This window comes from Rhizobium sp. NPDC092011 (assembly GCF_044756305.1).
Classification (GTDB): Bacteria; Pseudomonadota; Alphaproteobacteria; order Rhizobiales; family Rhizobiaceae; genus Rhizobium.
Window position 1 is genome coordinate 483,695 of sequence record NZ_JBIVSO010000003.1, and the last position, 19,311, is coordinate 503,005.

Here is a 19,311-nt window from a genome sequence, read left to right on the forward strand (position 1 = left end):
CTTAATAACGACCCATAGTTTCAACACGAATGTATTGCGTGCAAACGACGTCGCATGAGGCGGCTCCTACCACAGGAGGTTTGTATGTCCCATGTATCTTCCGTATCCAACAGCTCTTACCCGTATCGCGGAACGCTTGCGCGTCTGGATGCCAACGGAGACGGTCTGCTCAGCGGCGAAGAACGCGAAGCTGGTCAGCGTCCCGGCATTCTCGAGGCCAATGCCAATAGCAGCACGACGGATGGTTCCAACAACGCCCTGAGCAGCCTTATGGCAAAGCTCTTGCAAATGCCGAGTGCAGACACGGCCTCTCAGGCCAAGCTGCCGGGGCACACCACGGCGTTCGAGATGGATCTGATGTCGCCGATGGATGCCTATAGCAGCACCTACGGCCAGTATGATTCCGATAGCATGGCGGCCTGATAATAGCCGCTTTCATCTGATTGTTTCGAGCGGCCTGCCGGATGACGGCAGGCCGCTTTATTTGTTTGATGCAATTCACTTTCTTGTCTGCGGAACACTCGTGTCCGCAATGCGTTGGACAGCAACCACCACAAAAGGGAGACCGTTCCATGAGACGGACTATGATGATGGCTGCAATCTTGGCATTGGCTGCGGCCATGCCTGCAGCGGCCCAGAGCCAGCGAACGGCGACGGCCGATTTTGTCGGGCTTGACGGCAAGCAGGCGGGGAGGGCGACTTTGACCGAGGGTAGGTCGGGCGTGTTGATCGAGATGGAAGTCTCCGGTCTGCCGGCCAACCGCTGGGTCGCTTTCCACATCCACGAAAGCAGCAAGTGCGACCATGCGCACGGCTTCGAATCCGCGGGCGGGCACTTCAATCCGACCAACGCGGAACACGGCTTTCTCGCCGCCAAGGGACCGCATGCCGGCGACATGCCAAATCAGTATGTCGATCAGGATGGCAAGCTGCGGGCGCAGGTCTACAACGGCATGGTATCGCTGAACGGCAAGAACGGCATCCGAGGCAGGACGCTGATGATCCACGCGGAGTCGGATGATTACCGCAGCCAGCCGGTCGGCGGCGCCGGCAAGCGTCTGGCGTGTGCCGTCATCCAGTAGCGACAGCTATAGGGCGCGATTCGGAACCTTGCGCTAGGCTGTGCAAAACGCCGGTTGTCTTCAGCCGGCGCATGCCCACCGGCAATATGATTCGATGCCTGTCAATTATGGTTAATGGTGAGTTAACAGCCATCTGACCCGACGAACCAAATCCACCTATCCTATGCACGGTTGACTAAGCGTGCCGGGGGGCAGTCGAACACGCCGATGGCGTTTGCTTAGGAGATTTGGATGAGTGGCGTTTCTTCAATTGGAAGCAGCATGACGGCTGCCTCGTACAGTCCGCTTGATAAGAACCAGGACGGCATTGTGGATGCTCAGGAATTGCAGGAGGCCGCTCAGTCGGGCCTTCTGTCGGCGAGCATTCTCAACGATGAGGACAGTGACAGCAGCAGCAGCGATCCAAGCGCCACGGACATTTTCTCCGGCAATCTGGCGTCTATGCTGCTGCAGATGCAGCAGGCGAATGCCGGGCAGTCCGGCTCTTCGACTTCGAACGACGGCTCATCAGATCAATCGCCGATGGATCAGTTGTTCGCCAGCCTCGACAGCGATCAGGATGGCAAGATCTCGCAAAAGGAGTTTGTCGCCGGACGGCCGAAGGATATGAGCGAAAGCGACGCCGAAAACCTGTTCGCGAGCATAGACGCAGAGAATACTGGCTCGCTGACGAAAGATCAGTTCGCGGAAGGTCTCGATGCGCTCAAGTCTTCCGACTCGTCCGCGGCCGACATGCTGTCTTTGGAGCCGGCATCGGGCGGCAGCACGACAAGCCCGGCGACGATCGCTGAAAATGCGGCGTTCAGCGCCTTTCTCAGCGAGATGCAGGATCCGTCAAGCCTTTATCAGAATACCTACGGCCAATATGATCCCGACCAGGCGAATAGTGCCGCGCAGGCGGGCAATGTCGCAGCTTGAGCTATGACGAAGTCTGCCGATGAGATGACGAAGGCCGCATAGAGGCGGCCCTCGTTTTTTATGCGACGTTTCCGGCCACAGACAGGGGCAGTACGAAAGGCGCATTGCCATCGGCATCCGCGCCGCGACCGATTCCCTTGACCGCCGCCACCAACCTTCCGTTTCTCCCAAGCATATCGTCGCCGATCGCGACCAATCGAGCATTCGGTGTCGCGAACGGCGACGCCGCGCGCAGACGGCGGACGAGAGCCAGATCGTCTTGCTCGGGGTAAACGGCGAGCGCGGCGATCAGCGCCGCGGCCGGCGAGCGGGAAACGCCCATCCAGCAATGGACAAGCAGGGGCGCTGTGCGATCCCACTCGCCGGCAAAGTCGACGATGGCCCGAACATGCACCTCCTGCGGGGCAATGAGGTCACCGGTGCCGGCAAAGCTGATATCGTTCATGCTCAGCAGCAGATGCCGGTCCGCCTTGATGACGGCCGGACGATGAAAGTTCTGTTCCTTCGCCATGAGACTGATTATCTCGCGTGCACCATGGCGAACGGCCATCTCTGCGATTCGGGCGAGCGGCGACACGACAATCGCCGTCACGCGCCGATCCTCATTTCGACGCGTTGGGCTTCGATCTCTTCGAAGCGCTGCAGGAACATCCGCTGCGCTTCGGTCGCCGGCATCGGCTCGATCGGCAGCATCTCCCGCGTGATATCGCGGGGTTGCCCGAAGAACTTGCGCGCTTCTGTCGGTGTGAAGCCGGCAAGCAATGTCGCCTCGAAATAAGCTGAGACCGTATCCGCCTTCTTGATCTTTTCCTTCAGCTGCGGCGCGCAATGCGGTGGCAGGGCAAAACGGCGATAGATCGCCGCTTCCAGCCGCTTTTCCACGTCCTTGTAGCCGCCGCCGACGACCGACTTGAACGGCGAAATCATGTCGCCGATCACATATTCCGGTGCGTCGTGCAGCAGCGCAGCCAGCCATTCGTCGGGACTGGCTGGGTTGAGGTGGCGAAAGATCGCTTCCACGACGAGGCTGTGCTGCGCGACCGAAAAGGCGTGATCGCCCGAGGTTTGGCCATTCCAGCGGGCGACACGGGCAAGCCCGTGCGCAATGTCGCTGATCTCAACGTCGAGCGGAGAGGGATCCAGCAAGTCGAGCCTCCGCCCGGAAAGCATGCGCTGCCATGCGCGCGGGGTTTTCGCCGGACTCATGCCGAAGCCTCGTCGGCGGGGGCGGGGAAGGTGAGCCCGGACCATGCAGGGAGGGACACCGAAACTTCGATGTCTCCAGCCAGGATCGGCATCCCCGCTGCCATTGCTTCGGCTGCGCGGTCAATACGGATAATGGCAAGACCCTTGCCGCCGTCGACCGATCCCAGCGAGCCCATGGGCTTGCCACCGGCGGTCAATTCCGTCCCGGAAGCCGGGAGATCCGCACTACCGTCGACGATGACGACGCGCCTGCGTGTCGTACCGCGATGATGCATGCGCGAAACCACCTCCTGGCCGATATAGCAGCCTTTGCGGAAACCGAGGCCGCCGTTCAGATCCATCAATACGTCGTGCGGAAACGCATCCTGCAGCGCGAAATCGCGATCGGAGACAGCGATGCCATTGGCAATGCGCAGACCGTCGTAAAGCGTTCTGTCATTGTGGCCATGCTCGCCGGGGGTGCGTGCGAGCATAATTCCGGCCTTGAGAAAACGGCTGTCGCGGGGGCCTTCGCCGATCGCATCGCCCCAGGCAACCGTGACGCCTTCCACCTCAAGAAGGGTAAAATCGATCTTGGCGCGCAGGCGGTAGAGGGTGAGGCGCTTGAGCAAGCCCTCCCGCTGTGCCGCATCGGTTTCGATCAGAAAGTCCGCCCCATCCCGCCGGATCATGAAGTCGAACAGGATTTTACCCTGCGGCGTCAGCAATGCGCCGGGGCGCACTTCGTCCGCTGCAAGCGACATAAGGTCGGTGGTGATGAGGTTGTGCAGGAACGTTTCTGCATCCGCACCATCAACGCGGATGAAGGAACGATCTTTCAGGAATACGGCCGGCATGATGAATCCGCTGATTTGGCTTGATGAGCGTCGCGATCTTCCAGATCCGCTACCACTCTTCAAGCTATTGATTTTGCGCATGTCGCTGCCGCAAAACCACCAGGCAGTTTCGCGCGACATGATTCATCATGAAGAGGTAGGGCCTTCGGCGGGGAACCGCAAGTTCCCCGGCAGGATCATTCGCCCGAGGTGAAGAATTTCCAGCGCCCGTCCGGCGTGATGCCGACGCGATAGAAATTGTAGCCGCCAAATTCCAGCATGTCGGCGTAATCACCGGCCGTAACGATGCGCATCAGGTCGACCTTCTCCGGCGTGGAGAGCGTCTTGATGTCTTTCTGGGCGAAATAAGGCCAGACATACATTTCGTCCGGCGTCCCCTGGCCGACATGGGCAAAGCCCGTCGACATGATATCGAGCAGGATGGACAGGATTTCGATGCCGTCAGGATCGCCCGAGAGATCGTGCAGGGTCTTGATCGGATCTTCGCCGGGGTCGTCGGCCGTAACCTGGGTTTGCTTGAGCCCACCGCCGACATTCATCAACGGTCGCAGACGCTCGAGATCTCCCGATGCCGCCGCCTCGACGATCGCCGCACGGAGTTTTTTCACCGGCTCCGGCGCTTTGTCGATGTCGAATAGAAACTCGACCGACTTGCTGCTTGCATTCGGAGCATCGCTGCTGCTCTGGCCAGCCTGCTTGTTGATCAGCGGGTCGGGCATCGGCAGCGCATTGTTGGCTGGTGCTTCCAGTGCCTGCTCCACTGGCTTTCCGGTCTTCTGCTGGCCTGAGGTGCCGTTGGCGCTTGGCAACTGAGCGGGAGGATTGAGCTCGGAGAAGGCGAGGGCCGGCAGCGGTAAGGCAGCGCTGCTCAAAAACAATGTCGCAGCTGCAAGAGAGGCAATGGAACAGCGGAACTCATTGCCTGGGAAAATACGCATCAGCAATCTCTGATTGTTATTGCAGGGTACGGTTCGGGGAGAATTCGCCAGCGAGCATGCGTTCGCGCAGTGATTCAAGCAAGGCTTCCGCGCCCTGTTCGCCCTGAATGCGAATCGTCTCGCGAATCGCATGCGCAATGGCTGCATCGGCGATAATTTCGGGCTCGATGCCGTCAGCCATACCGTCGGCCCAAGCTTCGTTCTGGTACTCCAGCGCTGCCTGCATTTTTTCATGGACGATCATGTCGTCGATTTCATTCAGGCTGGTTTCCATTGTTTCTTTCCTCGAGACGTTCATGTCCTTACCACTTGCTTAATAACTTTATCAGCCTTTTCCTAAAACGACACGGCTCGGTACGAAAAGGGGTTAATAAAACGTTAATTTCCAAAGCGTGCGGTGATTTCTGTAGCCAGTGTTGCACCTTCGTTACGGTATCGCTCTTCGGCGACCAAGGCCTGCGGGGTGCAATTCGCGTAAACCGAGGCAAATGACCGATACCCACGGTTGAATGCGGCCGTCAGGCGTTCTTTTCGCTTCGGCTCGCCCTTGGTCTCGGTATCGAGCAGTTGCTGCATGTCGCCCCGCCATCCCTCCTGCTGCTTGGAGCTGCAGAGCGTACGCAGATAGTCGATCGAGCCGAGAATCTCGGCAAGCCGGGAAAGCCGCTCGTCATAAGGCGTGGGTCGCTCGGCATCCGCACCGTCAGGCGTTTGCACCGTCGGCGCCGTCGCCGCAGGCTGCGCCACAGCGGGGAATCCGGTGGCCAGCGCTATGCAGATCAGGAGCGGTCGGCTGTAACAATGGTGAATCATGTGTTTACATGACCGAACAAGCATGACGGGAACAAGGCACCTTGCCCCCTTTTCACCCCGTTATTGTTCCTTATCGTTAATATGGCAACGCGGTACCGCTTAGGCGGCCGCAATTCGCTCCACGCATTCAAGCACGCTTGCCGGCACCGGCAGGGTGCGAATCTCCTCCAGCGAATACCATCCGATCTCGGCGGCATCGTCGGCCGCTACCGCGACGGCATCAGTGTCGGCATCGACAAGAAAGACGGACAGCAGGAAATGGCTCGTAAGCGTTCCATCCGCCGCGTGCGAGCGCAGATCGTAGGTCTCGAACAGGCGCGGATTGCGCGCCTTTATGCCTGTCTCCTCTTCGAATTCGCGCAGCGCCGCCTGCGCAGGCGTCTCGCCCGCTTCGGCCCGGCCACCCGGGAAGGCATACATGTCGGCGGATGGCGGTTTGCTGCGCAACACCAGCAGAAAACGGCCGTCGCGTTCGAGAATTGCGGATGAGGCAGGGCGGGGAATGGAATTCATCGGGTCGTTTCGCATTTACATGATGAGGCTTGGGGGCAATGGCGCGATGCCACTGGTGCACGATCTCTACAGGAAACGACCCTTGCTGTCCCGTGGGAAAGCCCCTTAACTCGCCGGCTGTGGGACGGCGATTCGAAAATGCCGAGCGGGCGGGCGACCAGAGATGATCTACGGACTGTACGTTCTTGCGGCCTTGGCCGAAATTGCCGGCTGCTTCGCCTTCTGGGCCTGGTTGAGGCTGGCAAAGCCGATCTGGTGGCTGGCACCCGGTCTATTGTCGCTGGCGCTCTTTGCCTGGCTGCTGGCGCTGGTGCCGAGCGAGGCCGCAGGGCGCACTTTTGCGGCCTATGGCGGCGTTTATATCGTCGCCTCCATCCTCTGGCTCTGGCTGGTCGAGGGGCGGTTGCCGGACCGCTGGGATATTTCCGGTGCTGCCATCTGCCTTGCAGGCGCAGGCCTCATCCTCTTCGGTCCGCGCGGCTGAGCTTGCGCTTGACCCGGCGCTTTGTGGGTGCAACACAAGCTTCATGTGCGGACGCTTTGCTTTGACATCGACGGCGGAATACGTGGGCGAAGCGCTCGGTGTCCTGCTGAATGATGGTTTTCCGGCGCGTTACAATATCGCGCCGACCCAGCCGATCCTTGTCGTCATATCCGGCGACAGACAGCTTCCAGGCAGCAATCTGCCGGATCGCCGCGCCCTTCTGGTGCGTTGGGGTTTCACGCCTTCCTGGGTGAAGGATCCGAAGGAGTTTCCGCTTCTCATCAATGCGCGCGCCGAAACGGCCATTGGCAAGGCATCGTTCCGTGCCGCCATGCGCCACCGCCGTATCCTCATTCCGGCATCGGGCTTCTACGAATGGCATCGACCGTCGAAGGAAAGCGGCGAGAAGTCGCAAGCCTATTGGATCCGCCCGCGCAGAGGAGGCGTGATCGCCTTTGCCGGGCTGATGGAAACCTGGTCGTCGGCCGATGGTTCGGAGGTTGATACGGGCGCTATTCTGACGACTGCGGCAAATAGCACTATGCGCCCCATCCACGATCGCATGCCCGTCGTCATCCAGCCGGAGGATTTCGCGCGCTGGCTCGATTGCAAGACGCAGGAGCCGCGCGAGGTGCTCGATCTCATGGCTCCGGTACAGGAAAATTTTTTCGACGCAATCCCGGTTTCAGATCGAGTGAACAAGGTCGCCAATATGGGACCGGATCTGCAGACACCGGTAATGATCGAGCCTGCGAAGAAGTCGCCAAAGAAGTCGGATCCCGACGATGGCCAGCTGAGCTTCTTCTGAGCGACCGCCATTCGGCGGCCGGCGTCGCAACAGGATTATAGTGCGCCTAGGCTGCCTGGCAGCCGGCCCACGGCACTCAAGGTCAGGCGATTTTCTTCTTGAGCGGCTTGGTCTTCAGCATGAGATGCGCTGCAAGAACGGCTTTCAGGCCGAGAGGCCGGTAAAGCTTGCTGGGATCGATCTTTGCCTGCGGTTGTGCCGGTTCGTCTTTCTTCTGCGTCATGATTTACTCCTCACCATGCTCCCCCGGAGCACTTCGCGATTCACTGTCGTGCATCGCTATCTCGTCATAAATCATGACAAATCGAAGGCGTTTTCCAATCAGCTTTTGTAAACAACGACCATATTTCGAGAGATTAGCGCGGATTCTTCGTGTGGATTCCATCTGGCGGAAGTCGCCTCGTCCGGCAAAATCGCTGAGCGGAGAGTACATATGAGGCCTCGCCGCTGCCGTCCACGCCCTCTAAATTGTTAAGGGCGACTTACAGACTTGCGGTTGCGCCATGTCGTCGCAGGAGGGCCGCAAGAGCAGTTACGGATGCCTGCTAGATGTGCCGGCCGATATCGTCGTCGGCATCGTCGACATCAGGGTCGCCCGGTCCGTTGATGGTGTAGGTGCCGTATTTTTTTGCCCAGGAGCGGGCGCCGAGCGGCAGCGACAGCAGGTAGACGACGACCGTCACCACCATCACATGCCATGTATAGCTCATCAGCAAAGCGACATAGACCATGAGGCCGAGCATCATCGGCAATACGAGGTCGCGCCTGATGCCGTTGCCTCCCGTTTTGCCGGACCAGACGGGCAAGCGGCTGACCAACAGGAAGCCGATTAGCACGGTGTAGGCTGCGCCCCAATAGGCGAAGGTTCGATCCGGTGTCAGGCCAAGGAAGCCGAGATAGACGGGCAGCAGCACCAGCATAGCGCCGGCCGGTGCGGGGACGCCGACGAAATATTCGGATTGCCAGGAGGCCTTGTGCTCGCGCTCTGCCATCACGTTGAAGCGGGCAAGCCGCAGAGCAGCGGCAATCGTATAGATCAGCGCCGCGATCCATCCCAGCGAGTGGGCCTGATCGAGCAGGAAGACATAGACGACGAGTGCCGGGGCCACACCGAAGTTGACGATATCGGCAAGCGAATCCATCTGCCCGCCGAATTTCGAGGTTGCCTTCATCAGCCGGGCAACACGCCCGTCGACGCCATCGAGGAAGGCGGCGACCAGCACGGCGGCGACCGCCAGCTCATAACGGTTCTCGAAAGCAAGACGAATGCCCGTCAGGCCCGCGCAGATCGCAAGCACGGTGATCATGTTCGGCACGATCAGCCGCAGGGGGATTTCCCGGAGGCGCGGTCCGCGCGCTTCGTCGTTTGGCCCATGCGGCTCGAAAGGCGGAAAAGGCGTTTTCATCTTGCTCGTAGTCCTAGAGCAATTCCGGCAAAGGTGCGAAGCAGGCTTGCCTCCGGAATTGCGTGAAAACAATGATATGGAGCATTTCTGCGACTCCGCTCAAGCGGAAATGCTCCAGGCTCAGCTGCGGCGGCTAACGGTCGGGCCCTTTGAGGAGCCGAATTCCGCAATCACGGTTTCCCCGGCAATCGCCCGCTGGCCGATGGCGACGCGCGGCGATGCTCCCTCGGGCAGAAAAATGTCAAGGCGCGAACCGAAGCGGATCAGGCCGATGCGTTCGCCGGCGTCGAGCGGCTCGTTGGGATTGACGAAGCAAAGAATGCGGCGGGCGACCAGGCCGGCGATCTGCACCACGCCGATCTCGCCATGCTTTGTCTCGATAACGAGGCCATTGCGCTCGTTCTGCTCGCTCGCCTTGTCCAGTTCGGCATTGAGAAAGCTGCCCTGGCGATAGGCGATGTTGGTGATGCGGCCGCGCATCGGCGAACGGTTCACATGGCAGTCGAAGACGTTCATGAAGACAGAGATGCGCAGCATCGGCTGGCTGCCGAGATTGAGCTCCGCTGGCGGCGTCACCATCTGCACGCCGGAAACCTTGCCGTCGGCGGGAGAGATCGCAAGATCGTCATCCTGCGGCGTCATGCGCTCGGGGTCACGGAAGAAATAGGCGCACCAGAGCGTCAGGATCAGGCCGATCCAGAAGAGCGGCTTGAAGATCCAGCCAAGCACCAGCGACGCGACGAAGAACCCCGCGACGAAGGGATAGCCTTCCTTGTGCACCGGAACGATGACGTTGCGCACGCTGTTGAACAAGCTCATCTACGGCCTACTCCGTTAGGGCATCCCCGCGAAAACCGAACCCCGGTTGCCGAGCGAGAGTGTGCCAATCAAAAGACGAGAACAAGATAAGCGGTCTTGCTCTGATTACCAGTCGACGGTGACTACAGCCAAACGCCGTCATGGGCAATGCTCTCGCACCTTCGCCCCCAGCGCAATGCGTATCGGCATGGCGTGTCGGGGATCTCCAGTCCCGGAAGCCCGCCCGGTGCCAACTCGCATGACATGCAACGAAAAAGGCCGCCGTTGGAAAGCGGCGGCCTTGCACATGCTGCGATGGTTGGAAGGATCAGAGGCCGAGAGCGGCGCGCAGTTCGGCCTTGGCGCCTTCGTACTCGCTCTTGTAGTCGTCATGCGTGGCGATCGTTTCGGCAATGACGGTGCCGGCGATGCGGCCGGCTTCGATGTCGGATGCATAATGGATGCCGCCGACGACGCGGTTATGGCCGTATTCCCACGCACGAGCCATGATGGCCGCACGCTTCTCCGGAACCATGTTCGCCAGCACGATGCCCATCAGCGTACCGACCGTCGTGTGACCCGACGGATAAGAGCCGGACTTGGAGAGCGGAACGATCGGCTTCACCAGATCGCTGTAGAGATGCGGGCGCGGGCGCTTCCAGACATCCTTGGCGGGATCGACGACGGCACCTTCGGTCTCGACGACGCGATCGAAGAAGGCCGAGAACTTCGGCAGGTTGTCCTTGGTGAACTTCGGGTTGTCGATGACGTCGGAGAAGCGCCAGACATTTTCTTCGGCGTCCGCTACGGCACGGGATGCCATTTCCGGCGTACGGGTAACCTGGATCGTGAGGATTTCGCCAAGTTCAGCCTTCATCTGCGCAGAATCGTTGGCAGGAGGCGGCGGCAGGAGATTGAGGAGATTGATCTCCTTGGCATCTGCAAACGGCTTGGCATCATCGGCGAAAACGGGCGAGGCGGCGCCGATGACGAGCAGCAACGTTAAGGCTTTGGCAAAAGTACGCATTTGGGGCTCCCTATTAAGTGAGCCCCGTACCTAGCAAGCTGTCATCTCAGGTTCGTGACAGTTGGCGTGCACAAAATCTTCGCGCAATAGCTGCCCGCAAGGGCGAAGCGCTGAGCCGAAGTGATGAATAGCGTTCAGCTTGCCGGCGCCAACCGGTTGACCACGCCCAGATCGTCGTTTTCGCGCACCTGCTTCAAATGCTCTTCCGCCTGCGTCGCTTCGCGCTGGCGGCTCCACATGGAGGCATAAAGGCCGTTCTGTGCGAGTAGATCGGCGTGTGTGCCGCGCTCTGCGATCACGCCGCTCTTCAGTACGATGATTTCGTCGGCGCCGATGACGGTCGAAAGGCGATGCGCGATGACCAGCGTCGTGCGGTTCTCCGAAACCACGTCGAGGGCCGCCTGTATTTCGCGCTCTGTTGTCGTATCGAGCGCCGAAGTCGCTTCGTCGAGGATCAGAACCGGTGGGGCTTTCAGAACGGTGCGCGCAATCGCGACGCGCTGTTTCTCGCCGCCGGACAATTTGAGGCCACGCTCGCCGACTTTCGTCTCGAAGCCTTCTGGCAGATGGCGGATGAAATCGCCGATCTGGGCGATCTCCGTTGCCGCCTGCACCTCGGCATCGCTCGCGCCCGGTCGGCCGTAGCGAATGTTGTAGGCTATGGTGTCGTTGAAGAGCACGGTGTCCTGGGGCACCATGCCGATCACCTTGCGCAGGCTTTTCTGCGTGACCGTGCGCAGATCCTGCTCGTCGATGGTGATCGTGCCGCTCTGTACGTCGTAGAAGCGATAGAGCAGGCGGGACAGGGTCGATTTTCCAGCGCCGGACGGACCGACGACGGCGACGGTCTTGCCGGCGGGCACCTCGAAGGAAATGCCCTTCAGGATCGGCCGCGCCGGATCATAGGCGAAATGCACGTCCTTGAACGAGATCGCGCCGCTGCCGATGACCAGCTCCTTGGCGTCCGGGGCGTCGACCACTTCGGGCTGGACCTCGAGCAGATCGAACATCTCCTCGATATCGGTCAATCCCTGGCGGATTTCGCGGTAGACGAAGCCGATGAAGTTGAGCGGCACGGAAAGCTGCAGCAGCATGGCGTTGATGAAGACAAAGTCGCCGACGGTATGTTGGCCATTGAGAACCGACCAGCCGGACATGACCATCATGACCGTCGTGCCAAGGCCAAAGATGACGCCCTGGCCGAAGTTCAGCCAGCCGAGCGACGTCCAGACGCCGGTCGCAGCCTTTTCGTAGCGCGCCATCGATTGATCGAAGCGCTTGGCCTCCATCTCCTCGTTGCCGAAATATTTGACCGTCTCGAAGTTCAGGAGCGAATCGATTGCCTTGGTATTGGCGTCGGTGTCGCTGTTGTTCATCGTCCGGCGGATGGAGATGCGCCAGTCGCTCGCCTTGACGGTGAACCAGATGTAGACAACCACCGTGACCGCGGTGACGGCGAGATAGGAAAAGCCATAGCCGCGCCAGAAGATGATGGCGGTCAGCAGGAACTCGATGAAGGTCGGAAAGGTGTTGAGGATGGTGAAGCGGACGATCGTCTCAATGCCCTTGGTGCCGCGCTCGATGACGCGCGAAAGGCCGCCGGTCTTGCGTTCAAGATGAAAGCGCAGCGACAGCTCGTGCATATGCACGAAGGTCCGATAGGCGAGCTGGCGAACGGCATATTGGCCGACGCTCGCAAACAGCGCATCGCGGAGCTGATTGAGGCCCAGCTGGATAAGTCGGGTAATGTTCGTCGCCACGATCAGGGCGATTGCGCCGACCATGAAGGCGGGCAGAATGCCCTGCATGTCGAGCTTGCCGTTCAGCGCATCGACAGACCATTTGAAGAAATAGGGAACCAGCAACAGGAAGAATTTGGAGACCAGCAGGAAGACGGTCGCCCACACGACGCGCATCTTCAGATCCATGCGACCCGCCGGCCACATATAGGGCCAGAGATTGACGATCGTACTCAATGGATTGCTGGAATCCGCCGATATGGTCTTCTTGCGGTCTGCCATGTCCGTCTCCGGCGAAATTGAAACAGCCGGAGATGGTCAACCATTGGGTCGGTCCGACTGAAAAAGCCTTCACGCGCAAAGGTATGGCCGTTGCATGAAGGCGATGAGGGTTGCGCGACGCTTATACCATTTTCACGCCGCATAAAAGCTTCGGCCAGGCGTTGATCGCGCCTGGCCGACGAATGTTTTATCGAAAGAAGATGCTGAGCCTAGAGATGTTCGCCCGAGAGCCTCTTGCGATGCAGCTCCTCGGCATTCGGCAGCGCGTCCTTCGGCAGGCCGAATACCTGCCCGGGCAGAATCCGGTCCGGATTGTTGATCTTGTCCTCGTTGGCCAGATAGATCGTCGTGTAGCGTACGCCGGCACCATAGACACGGCGTGAGATCTGCCAGAGCGTGTCGCCGCGGCGGATGATGACGGCGTTGGCATCCTGAGACAATGGTGCTTGCTCCACCGTCTTCGGGCCGCTCTCGCTGGACGAGACTTCGGTGTTCGGCTTTGCCGGCGCGGTTTGTGTAGGCGCGGTGATCGCCGCCATCAGCTGCTCGAGGCCGGGCAATGCGGCTCCGACGGATTTCGCATCCTTCGGCAGAGCCTGCAATACGCCAAGGGCCTTGGCCGCAGCAGTGGCTGCATCGGTCGCGGCCTTCTTCAGATCGGCAGTCGCGTTGATGGACGGGCGGAATTCCGAAAGCGATTTCAGAGCGATTTCCGTGCCGGACCGGGCGGCCGCAAGCTGTTCCGCATCCGGCTGCTTGCCGTCCGTGAAGAGACCCTTCAGGAGCGCGAAAGCTTTGCCGGCCCCTTCCTTCAGCTTGATAAGCTCGGCTTCGTCGAGAGGCACCATGCTTGGGGCTGCTGATTGCGTCTGGGCATTGGCGGCCGGCGTCTGGGCGGCGACGGTCACCTGATTGCCTTCAGGGCGCGTGAAGTTGACGCTGCCGCGCACCACAACCTTGCCTTCTGCATCGAGCACGTCGACGCGGATCTTGTGATCACCGACGGCAAGCGGCATTACGCCATCGACGACGAAGTGACCGTCTGCGCCGGCCGTGATCTCGCCGATCAGCTTGTCGTCGGCATAGGCGCGCACCTTGGCGTTCGGCTTCGTGGTGCCGGCGACGAAGATATGGTCGTTCTCGATTTCGACGGCGTTGACCATGACGTCGGGCTGCTCGTCCGTCTTGGCGGCCGGCGGATTGGTTGCGCCGGCTGCAGGGTTTGCAGATGCGACGGCCGTGTCTTGCTGCTGCGGTTGCGGCTTGGCATCGGAATTTGCTGCAGCGCTGCCCTGAACGTTGGTCGCCAGCGCATTCTCTTCTGCCGATGTCACGCGACCCTGCTTGGCGGACGGAGCGGTGATGATACGGCTTGCAGTGCCGGGCTTCGAGACCATGGCAAGAAGCTGCGTTGAATCGTCCTTGGGTACCGAGACGGTGGCGACTTCTTCCGAATTGACGGCTTTGCCGTCCTTGCCGGTGGCGCGCAGCACGAGTTCGTGGTCGCCGGGCGGCAGCGGATTGTCGAGCACTGCGGCAAAGTCGCCGCTCGGGCCGACCTTCGTCGTAGTGACGACCTTTTCGCCGTCGACGATCTCGAGCTTTGCATTCGGCTCGGCCGAGCCTGCGATCACGGTGGAGCCGTCCGGTTCCACGCGCAGCACGTCGAAGGACGGGATCGAAGATTTTGCTTCGGTCTGCGGCACTGGTTGGCCGGTCAGGGCTGCCAATGCCTTGTCGATCGCGCTGCCTGCTTCGGCGGCGTTGTCAGGCAGAGACTGAATGATGGCAAGCGCCTTGCCGGCGCCGTCCTGCGCCTTCTTCACAAGACCGGTCGTCGTGGCATCGACCCCCTGTGGAAGCGCAAAAGCGACGATCGATTGCAGCGCGGTGGCTGCCTTGGTCTTCGCGGCTGCGAAAATATCCTGGCCCGGCGTGCTGCCGTCCTTGAAGAGGCCCTTGAGGTCGACAAGCGATGTTGCGGCGGCACTTGTCAGATCGGTCAGCTTCTTGGCGAGGTCGGCGGAATTGACGGCGCTCGATACGGCATTTTGCGTTGCCTGGGCGGTATTCTGCGCGGTCTCGCCGGCCTTCTGCGCATTTTCCTCGATTGTATTCTTCACCGTATTGCCGGCTTGATTGACGACATCGCCGATTGGGTTCTTATTGCCGTTGATGCGCGGCATCACGAAAAAGACCATCAACAGGGTCGCAATTACCAACACCAACAGAGCCAGCCAACCGGCACGGTTCTTCATCATCATTCATCTCCACGCGGCGCAGTCGTCGCAACTCCTGAAATTGCTAGCGATTTCGCCTGTTTTTACAAGCTTTCTCAGCCATTTTCGCATGTTCCGACACAAGTTTTCCGTCGAAAAATCTTGACTGAGCATTTGCAGCATAGTTGTTTGCAGTCATGACCGACGATTCTGTGCCAATCCGATCCATCTGCGTCTATTGCGGCTCGAGGCCGGGGCGTGATCCTTCCTACATGACTGCCGGCCGCGAGCTGGGCAAAAGCATAGCCGAGAATGGCTTGCGCCTGATCTATGGCGGCGGGACGAAGGGTATCATGGGCGCTGTCGCAAGCGGTGTGCTCTCAAACGGCGGTCAGGTCACCGGCATCATTCCGGAATTTCTCGTCGACATGGAAGCGACGCGCCATTCGCTCGGTCAATTGGACGAGCTCATCATAACGCCCGACATGCATGCGCGCAAACATACCATGTTCGAGCGCGCCGATGCGTTTGTGGCGTTGCCGGGCGGTATCGGTACGCTGGAGGAGATCGTCGAGATCATGACCTGGGGTCAGCTCGGCCGTCATGAAAAGCCGATGGTGTTTGCCAATATCAACGGTTTCTGGGACCCGATGATGGAGCTGATCCGCCATATGACGGAAGAGGGCTTCGTTCACACGGCCCATCGCGTCCAGCCTCTCGTCATCGACAAGGTGGACGATATCATCCCCGCCATCCGCAAGCATGCCGCCGAAGCCGGCGGCGACCGCGGTGGCGAAGAAGCCGTCATCTCCAAGCTGTAGCGGTATTCCGGCTGGCCGGCCCTGCAAACGCAATCCGAAACCTTCGGATCAAATCCAATCAGGAGATAGTCCGGCCATGCGTTTCTTGTTTCGCTGCGCCAGGTTGACGGTTTTGACCGTCGCCGGATTGTGGGCAGTGGCTGCCGTTTTCATCTGTGTTGTGGGCGCAAGCATACCCTACGATAGGACAGATATGGCGGTCGTTTTCGGCAACGCGCTCGAGGCTGACGGCACGCCTGGCCGCGTCCTCACGTCTCGCCTTGACGTTGCGTTGAATTGCTACCGCAGCGACCAATGTGCCACCTTCTTCGTCAGCGGCGGCATCGATGGCCCCGGGCTTGATGAGGCGGCAGCGATGCGGGACTATCTGGTCGCAGGCGGCGTTCCGGCAGACAGAATCGTTGTCGATAACAAGGGAGACAACACGCTGGCGACCGCTCGCAACGCCGTTGCCTACATGCGCGACCACGGGACGTCCCGCGTGATGCTGATCAGCCAATATTATCATCTGGCTAGGGCAAAGCTGGCATTCGAGCGTGCCGGCGCTTCGGACATATACGCGGCGTTTCCGCATTCATTTCAGTTGCGCGATGTCTATTCGAGTTGGCGGGAAGTGCCGGCATACGCCGTCTATGGGATCAGGCTCGCGCTGGATCCGAATTCAAAGCCGGTTTCATTCAGACCCCTGTTATATTTGCAAAGCCTCTTGGCACGCTCGGATGAACCGGGAACGTGACGTTGAGACTTCCGGCTATCTCTCCTTGCTCTGACGCAGCATCGACCAGCTGTAGAGGACAAGTCCGGCCCAGATCAGCGAGAAGGCGATCATCTGCGTCGAGCCGAACGGCTCCTTGAACAGGAAGACGGCTATCAGGAAGACCATCGTTGGTACGATGTACTGCATGATGCCGATGGTCGACATCCGGAGGAGCTTTGCGCCATTGGCGAAGATCATCAGCGGCAGCGCGGTTACCAGGCCACACCCGAGCAGAAGCGCCGTGTCCGACAGGCCGGTCTGGTACAGGTGGCCTTCGCCGCGCGCTTCGAGATAGATGATGTAGAGTGTTGCCGGAATGCAGAGCAACAGCACCTCGATGAAGAAGCCCTGATTGGCGCCGACAGGCAGCGTCTTGCGGAAGAAGGCGTAGAAGCCCCAGGAAAAAGTCAGGGACAGGGCGACCCAGGGAAGGGTGCCGGCCTTGATCGTGAGAATGATGACCGCGATCGCGGCAAGACAGATCGCGATGATCTGCACGGGCGCCAGTCTTTCCTTCAGGAGCAGGGCCCCAAGCGCGATACTGAACAGCGGGTTGATGAAGTAGCCGAGCGCCGCATCGAGCGAATGGCCCGCACCGATTGCCCAGACATAAGTGCCCCAATTTATCGTGACGAGCATGGCGGTGAGCGACGCCATGGCGATCGTCCGAGGATTGCGGAATGCCGCCTTCACGTCACGCATGCCGCCAAGCGCCAGCAGTACGGTGCCGGCGACCGGGACGGACCAGAAGATGCGGTGGGCGATGACTTCCATGGCCGGAATATGCGCCAGCGCCTTCATGTAGAGCGGCAGGATGCCCCAGAAGAGATAGGCTGTCATCGCGTAGCCGAAGCCGCGCAGACCGTCATTGTTCTTGATTTCCGGCGTGACCGCATCGGTGGCCATAGGCTTTTTCCCGTCATTCCTTGTTGTTTGGGACGGGATTACTCCAAGGCGCGGGGCGTGGCCAATTCATTTCCTTGACGACATCGTCAAGCTTTTTGATAGTCGGCCGATCACTCCGCCGCGATCTTGCCCGCCATATGCCGGTTCTTCATCAGTTTGTAGATGACGGAATCCATCAGCGCCTGGAAGGACGCGTCGATGATGTTTTCCGAAACGCCGACCGTCCACCAGCGCACGCCGTCGCTGTCGGTGGATTCGATCAGAACGCGGGTGATTGCCTCGGTGCCGCCATTGAGGATACGGACCTTGAAGTCGGCCAGTTCCAGATCGTCGATCTCGTGCTGGTATTTTCCGAAATTCTTGCGCAGCGCCAGATCGAGTGCGTTGACCGGACCATCGCCTTCGGCGACCGACATGATGGTCTCGCCGTCGATGATGATCTTGACCACGGCTTCCGAGACGATCTTCACCCGGCCGTGGGAATCGAAGCGGCGCTCGACCATGACGCGGAAGCCGTCGATCGCGAAGAATTCGGGAATGGTGCCGAGCGTGCGGCGCGCCAGCAGCTCGAAGCTCGCATCCGCGCCTTCATAGGCATAGCCCGTCGCTTCGCGTTCCTTGACGATCTGGATCAATCGGTCGAGCTGGGGGTCGTCCTTGCCCACTTCGATGCCGCGCCGTTTCAGCGCGTTGATGAAGTTCGACTTTCCGCCCTGGTCGGACACCATGACCTTGCGGAAATTGCCGACGCTTTCCGGCGTCACATGCTCGTATGTACGGGGGTCCTTGAGCAGCGCAGACGCATGAATGCCGGCCTTGGTCGCAAAAGCCGATGCGCCGACATAGGGCGCCTGATGATCGGGCGAGCGGTTCAGCAGCTCGTCGAAGGCATGCGAAAGACCGGTGAGCCCAACGAGCCGCTCGGCGTCGATCGTCGTTTCGAAGCGCTCGCTATAAGCGCGCTTCAGCGCCAGTGTGGGGATTAGCGTCACGAGGTTGGCATTGCCGCAGCGCTCGCCGATGCCGTTCAACGTGCCCTGGATCTGCCGCACACCGGCTTCAACGGCGGCGAGCGAATTGGCGACAGCCTGGCCGGTGTCGTTATGCGCATGAATGCCAAGACAGTGTCCGGGAACGCCGCAGGCGATGACCGCCTCGACGATGGCACGGACCTCAGGCGGCTGCGTGCCGCCATTGGTGTCGCAGAGCACGATCCAGCGCGCGCCCGCATCATAGGCGGTCTTGGCGCAGGCCAGCGCATAGGTCGGGTTGGCCTTGTAGCCGTCGAAGAAATGTTCGCAGTCGACGAGCGCTTCCTTGCCAGTGCCCACGGCCGCCTGGACGCTTTCGGCGATACTTTCGAGGTTCTCTTCATTGGAGCAGCCGAGAGCCACCTTGACGTGATAGTCCCAGCTTTTCGCCACGAAACAGATCGCGTCGGCCTTAGCCTGCAGTAGGCTGGCAAGGCCGGGATCGTTGGAGGCGGAGACACCCGCGCGCTTGGTCATGCCAAAGGCAACGAATGAGGCGGATTTCGTGCGCTTCTGCTCGAAGAAGGCCGTGTCGGTCGGGTTGGCGCCCGGATAGCCGCCCTCGACATAATCGAGGCCGAATTCGTCCAGCATGGTAGCGATCGCAATCTTGTCCTCGACCGAGAAATCGATGCCGGGCGTCTGCTGGCCGTCGCGGAGCGTCGTGTCGAAGAGATAGATTTTTTCGCGTGTCATACTGTTTCCTCCGGCGAACCGGTTTGGTGGT

General features: G+C 60.1%; 23 protein-coding genes. 8 read left to right on the forward strand and 15 right to left on the reverse strand.

Features of this window, described 5'->3' with window-relative positions:
* The first annotated feature begins 84 nt into the window (after window positions 1-84).
* The 3 genes from ACIQJ2_RS17570 (at window position 85) to ACIQJ2_RS17580 (ending at window position 2,000) form a co-directional block, all read left to right on the forward strand.
* Window positions 85-423: a hypothetical protein gene (locus ACIQJ2_RS17570; RefSeq protein ID WP_199149018.1), complete on the forward strand. Its 339-nt coding sequence runs from the start codon at window positions 85-87 to the stop codon at window positions 421-423.
* Window positions 424-572: 149 nt separating this feature from the next.
* Window positions 573-1,082 carry a superoxide dismutase family protein gene (locus ACIQJ2_RS17575; protein ID WP_199149017.1) on the forward strand — a complete coding sequence of 170 codons (510 nt, stop codon included), beginning with the start codon at window positions 573-575 and terminating at the stop codon, window positions 1,080-1,082.
* A gap of 261 nt (window positions 1,083-1,343) precedes the next feature.
* A complete protein-coding gene (locus ACIQJ2_RS17580; RefSeq protein ID WP_400667181.1) occupies window positions 1,344-2,000 on the forward strand; it encodes an EF-hand domain-containing protein in 657 nt (218 codons plus the stop codon).
* A 58-nt stretch (window positions 2,001-2,058) separates the two neighbouring features.
* Here the strand turns inward: ACIQJ2_RS17580 and ACIQJ2_RS17585 are convergent, their stop codons facing one another.
* From ACIQJ2_RS17585 to ACIQJ2_RS17595, 3 genes are read right to left on the reverse strand one after another with little or no spacing between them, the layout of a single operon-like run.
* Window positions 2,059-2,592 (reverse strand): tyrosine phosphatase family protein, encoded by a 534-nt coding sequence (locus tag ACIQJ2_RS17585; RefSeq protein WP_400667179.1) that lies wholly within the window; start codon window positions 2,590-2,592, stop codon window positions 2,059-2,061.
* Window positions 2,589-3,206, reverse strand: a complete 618-nt coding sequence (locus ACIQJ2_RS17590; protein ID WP_199149014.1) for an HD family hydrolase — start codon at window positions 3,204-3,206, stop codon at window positions 2,589-2,591. The genes ACIQJ2_RS17585 and ACIQJ2_RS17590 overlap by 4 nt, the downstream gene beginning before the upstream one ends.
* Window positions 3,203-4,042 (reverse strand): YgfZ/GcvT domain-containing protein, encoded by an 840-nt coding sequence (locus ACIQJ2_RS17595; RefSeq protein ID WP_400667177.1) that lies wholly within the window; start codon window positions 4,040-4,042, stop codon window positions 3,203-3,205. The genes ACIQJ2_RS17590 and ACIQJ2_RS17595 overlap by 4 nt, the downstream gene beginning before the upstream one ends.
* Here ACIQJ2_RS17595 and ACIQJ2_RS17600 point away from each other — a divergent pair.
* Window positions 4,041-4,235 carry a hypothetical protein gene (locus tag ACIQJ2_RS17600; protein WP_400667175.1) on the forward strand — a complete coding sequence of 65 codons (195 nt, stop codon included), beginning with the start codon at window positions 4,041-4,043 and terminating at the stop codon, window positions 4,233-4,235. The two genes, ACIQJ2_RS17595 and ACIQJ2_RS17600, sit on opposite strands and share 2 nt — an antisense overlap.
* On the opposite strand, the gene ACIQJ2_RS17605 is transcribed toward ACIQJ2_RS17600, so the two are convergent.
* The 4 genes from ACIQJ2_RS17605 to ACIQJ2_RS17620 all read right to left on the reverse strand — a co-directional run bounded on the left by ACIQJ2_RS17605 (window position 4,219) and on the right by ACIQJ2_RS17620 (window position 6,306).
* Window positions 4,219-4,980: a hypothetical protein gene (locus ACIQJ2_RS17605; protein WP_400667173.1), complete on the reverse strand. Its 762-nt coding sequence runs from the start codon at window positions 4,978-4,980 to the stop codon at window positions 4,219-4,221. The genes ACIQJ2_RS17600 and ACIQJ2_RS17605 overlap by 17 nt on opposite strands.
* 16 nt (window positions 4,981-4,996) lie before the next feature.
* Entirely contained in the window at window positions 4,997-5,254 is a 258-nt protein-coding gene (locus ACIQJ2_RS17610; protein WP_034507811.1) for a hypothetical protein, read from the reverse strand.
* Between the two features lie 104 nt (window positions 5,255-5,358).
* Window positions 5,359-5,793 (reverse strand): TIGR02301 family protein, encoded by a 435-nt coding sequence (locus ACIQJ2_RS17615; protein WP_199149012.1) that lies wholly within the window; start codon window positions 5,791-5,793, stop codon window positions 5,359-5,361.
* A 99-nt stretch (window positions 5,794-5,892) separates the two neighbouring features.
* Window positions 5,893-6,306 (reverse strand): NUDIX hydrolase, encoded by a 414-nt coding sequence (locus ACIQJ2_RS17620; RefSeq protein ID WP_400667171.1) that lies wholly within the window; start codon window positions 6,304-6,306, stop codon window positions 5,893-5,895.
* Between the two features lie 163 nt (window positions 6,307-6,469).
* Between ACIQJ2_RS17620 and ACIQJ2_RS17625 the strand changes: the two genes are divergently transcribed.
* Complete coding sequence (locus ACIQJ2_RS17625) at window positions 6,470-6,790, forward strand: YnfA family protein (protein ID WP_400667169.1); 321 nt, start codon at window positions 6,470-6,472, stop codon at window positions 6,788-6,790.
* 43 nt (window positions 6,791-6,833) lie between these two features.
* The gene (locus ACIQJ2_RS17630) at window positions 6,834-7,598 is read left to right on the forward strand and encodes an SOS response-associated peptidase (protein ID WP_400667167.1); all 765 of its coding nucleotides are present in this window, start codon (window positions 6,834-6,836) and stop codon (window positions 7,596-7,598) included.
* Between the two features lie 82 nt (window positions 7,599-7,680).
* On the opposite strand, the gene ACIQJ2_RS17635 is transcribed toward ACIQJ2_RS17630, so the two are convergent.
* From ACIQJ2_RS17635 to ACIQJ2_RS17660, 6 genes are all read right to left on the reverse strand, one after another.
* Window positions 7,681-7,821, reverse strand: a complete 141-nt coding sequence (locus ACIQJ2_RS17635) for a hypothetical protein (RefSeq protein WP_184701477.1) — start codon at window positions 7,819-7,821, stop codon at window positions 7,681-7,683.
* A gap of 322 nt (window positions 7,822-8,143) precedes the next feature.
* Complete coding sequence (pssA, locus tag ACIQJ2_RS17640; protein WP_199149008.1) at window positions 8,144-9,004, reverse strand: CDP-diacylglycerol--serine O-phosphatidyltransferase; 861 nt, start codon at window positions 9,002-9,004, stop codon at window positions 8,144-8,146.
* Between the two features lie 120 nt (window positions 9,005-9,124).
* Window positions 9,125-9,823, reverse strand: a complete 699-nt coding sequence (locus ACIQJ2_RS17645) for a phosphatidylserine decarboxylase (RefSeq protein ID WP_199088293.1) — start codon at window positions 9,821-9,823, stop codon at window positions 9,125-9,127.
* A 307-nt stretch (window positions 9,824-10,130) separates the two neighbouring features.
* Window positions 10,131-10,829, reverse strand: coding sequence for a phosphatase PAP2 family protein (locus ACIQJ2_RS17650; RefSeq protein ID WP_199149007.1), 699 nt, complete (start codon window positions 10,827-10,829; stop codon window positions 10,131-10,133).
* 134 nt (window positions 10,830-10,963) lie between these two features.
* Complete coding sequence (locus ACIQJ2_RS17655; protein WP_400667164.1) at window positions 10,964-12,850, reverse strand: ABCB family ABC transporter ATP-binding protein/permease; 1,887 nt, start codon at window positions 12,848-12,850, stop codon at window positions 10,964-10,966.
* A gap of 209 nt (window positions 12,851-13,059) precedes the next feature.
* Window positions 13,060-15,111, reverse strand: a complete 2,052-nt coding sequence (locus ACIQJ2_RS17660; protein WP_400667162.1) for a LysM peptidoglycan-binding domain-containing protein — start codon at window positions 15,109-15,111, stop codon at window positions 13,060-13,062.
* Between the two features lie 155 nt (window positions 15,112-15,266).
* On the opposite strand from ACIQJ2_RS17660, the gene ACIQJ2_RS17665 reads away from it, so the two are divergent.
* Window positions 15,267-15,890 (forward strand): TIGR00730 family Rossman fold protein, encoded by a 624-nt coding sequence (locus ACIQJ2_RS17665; protein WP_400667160.1) that lies wholly within the window; start codon window positions 15,267-15,269, stop codon window positions 15,888-15,890.
* Window positions 15,891-15,966: 76 nt separating this feature from the next.
* Window positions 15,967-16,626 (forward strand): YdcF family protein, encoded by a 660-nt coding sequence (locus ACIQJ2_RS17670; protein ID WP_400667158.1) that lies wholly within the window; start codon window positions 15,967-15,969, stop codon window positions 16,624-16,626.
* 15 nt (window positions 16,627-16,641) lie between these two features.
* Here the strand turns inward: ACIQJ2_RS17670 and rarD are convergent, their stop codons facing one another.
* Both rarD and cimA read right to left on the reverse strand, forming a co-directional pair.
* Window positions 16,642-17,553 carry an EamA family transporter RarD gene (gene rarD, locus ACIQJ2_RS17675; RefSeq protein WP_400667156.1) on the reverse strand — a complete coding sequence of 304 codons (912 nt, stop codon included), beginning with the start codon at window positions 17,551-17,553 and terminating at the stop codon, window positions 16,642-16,644.
* Window positions 17,554-17,663: 110 nt separating this feature from the next.
* A complete protein-coding gene (cimA, locus tag ACIQJ2_RS17680) occupies window positions 17,664-19,280 on the reverse strand; it encodes a citramalate synthase (protein WP_400667154.1) in 1,617 nt (538 codons plus the stop codon).
* Between the last annotated feature and the right edge of the window lie 31 nt (window positions 19,281-19,311).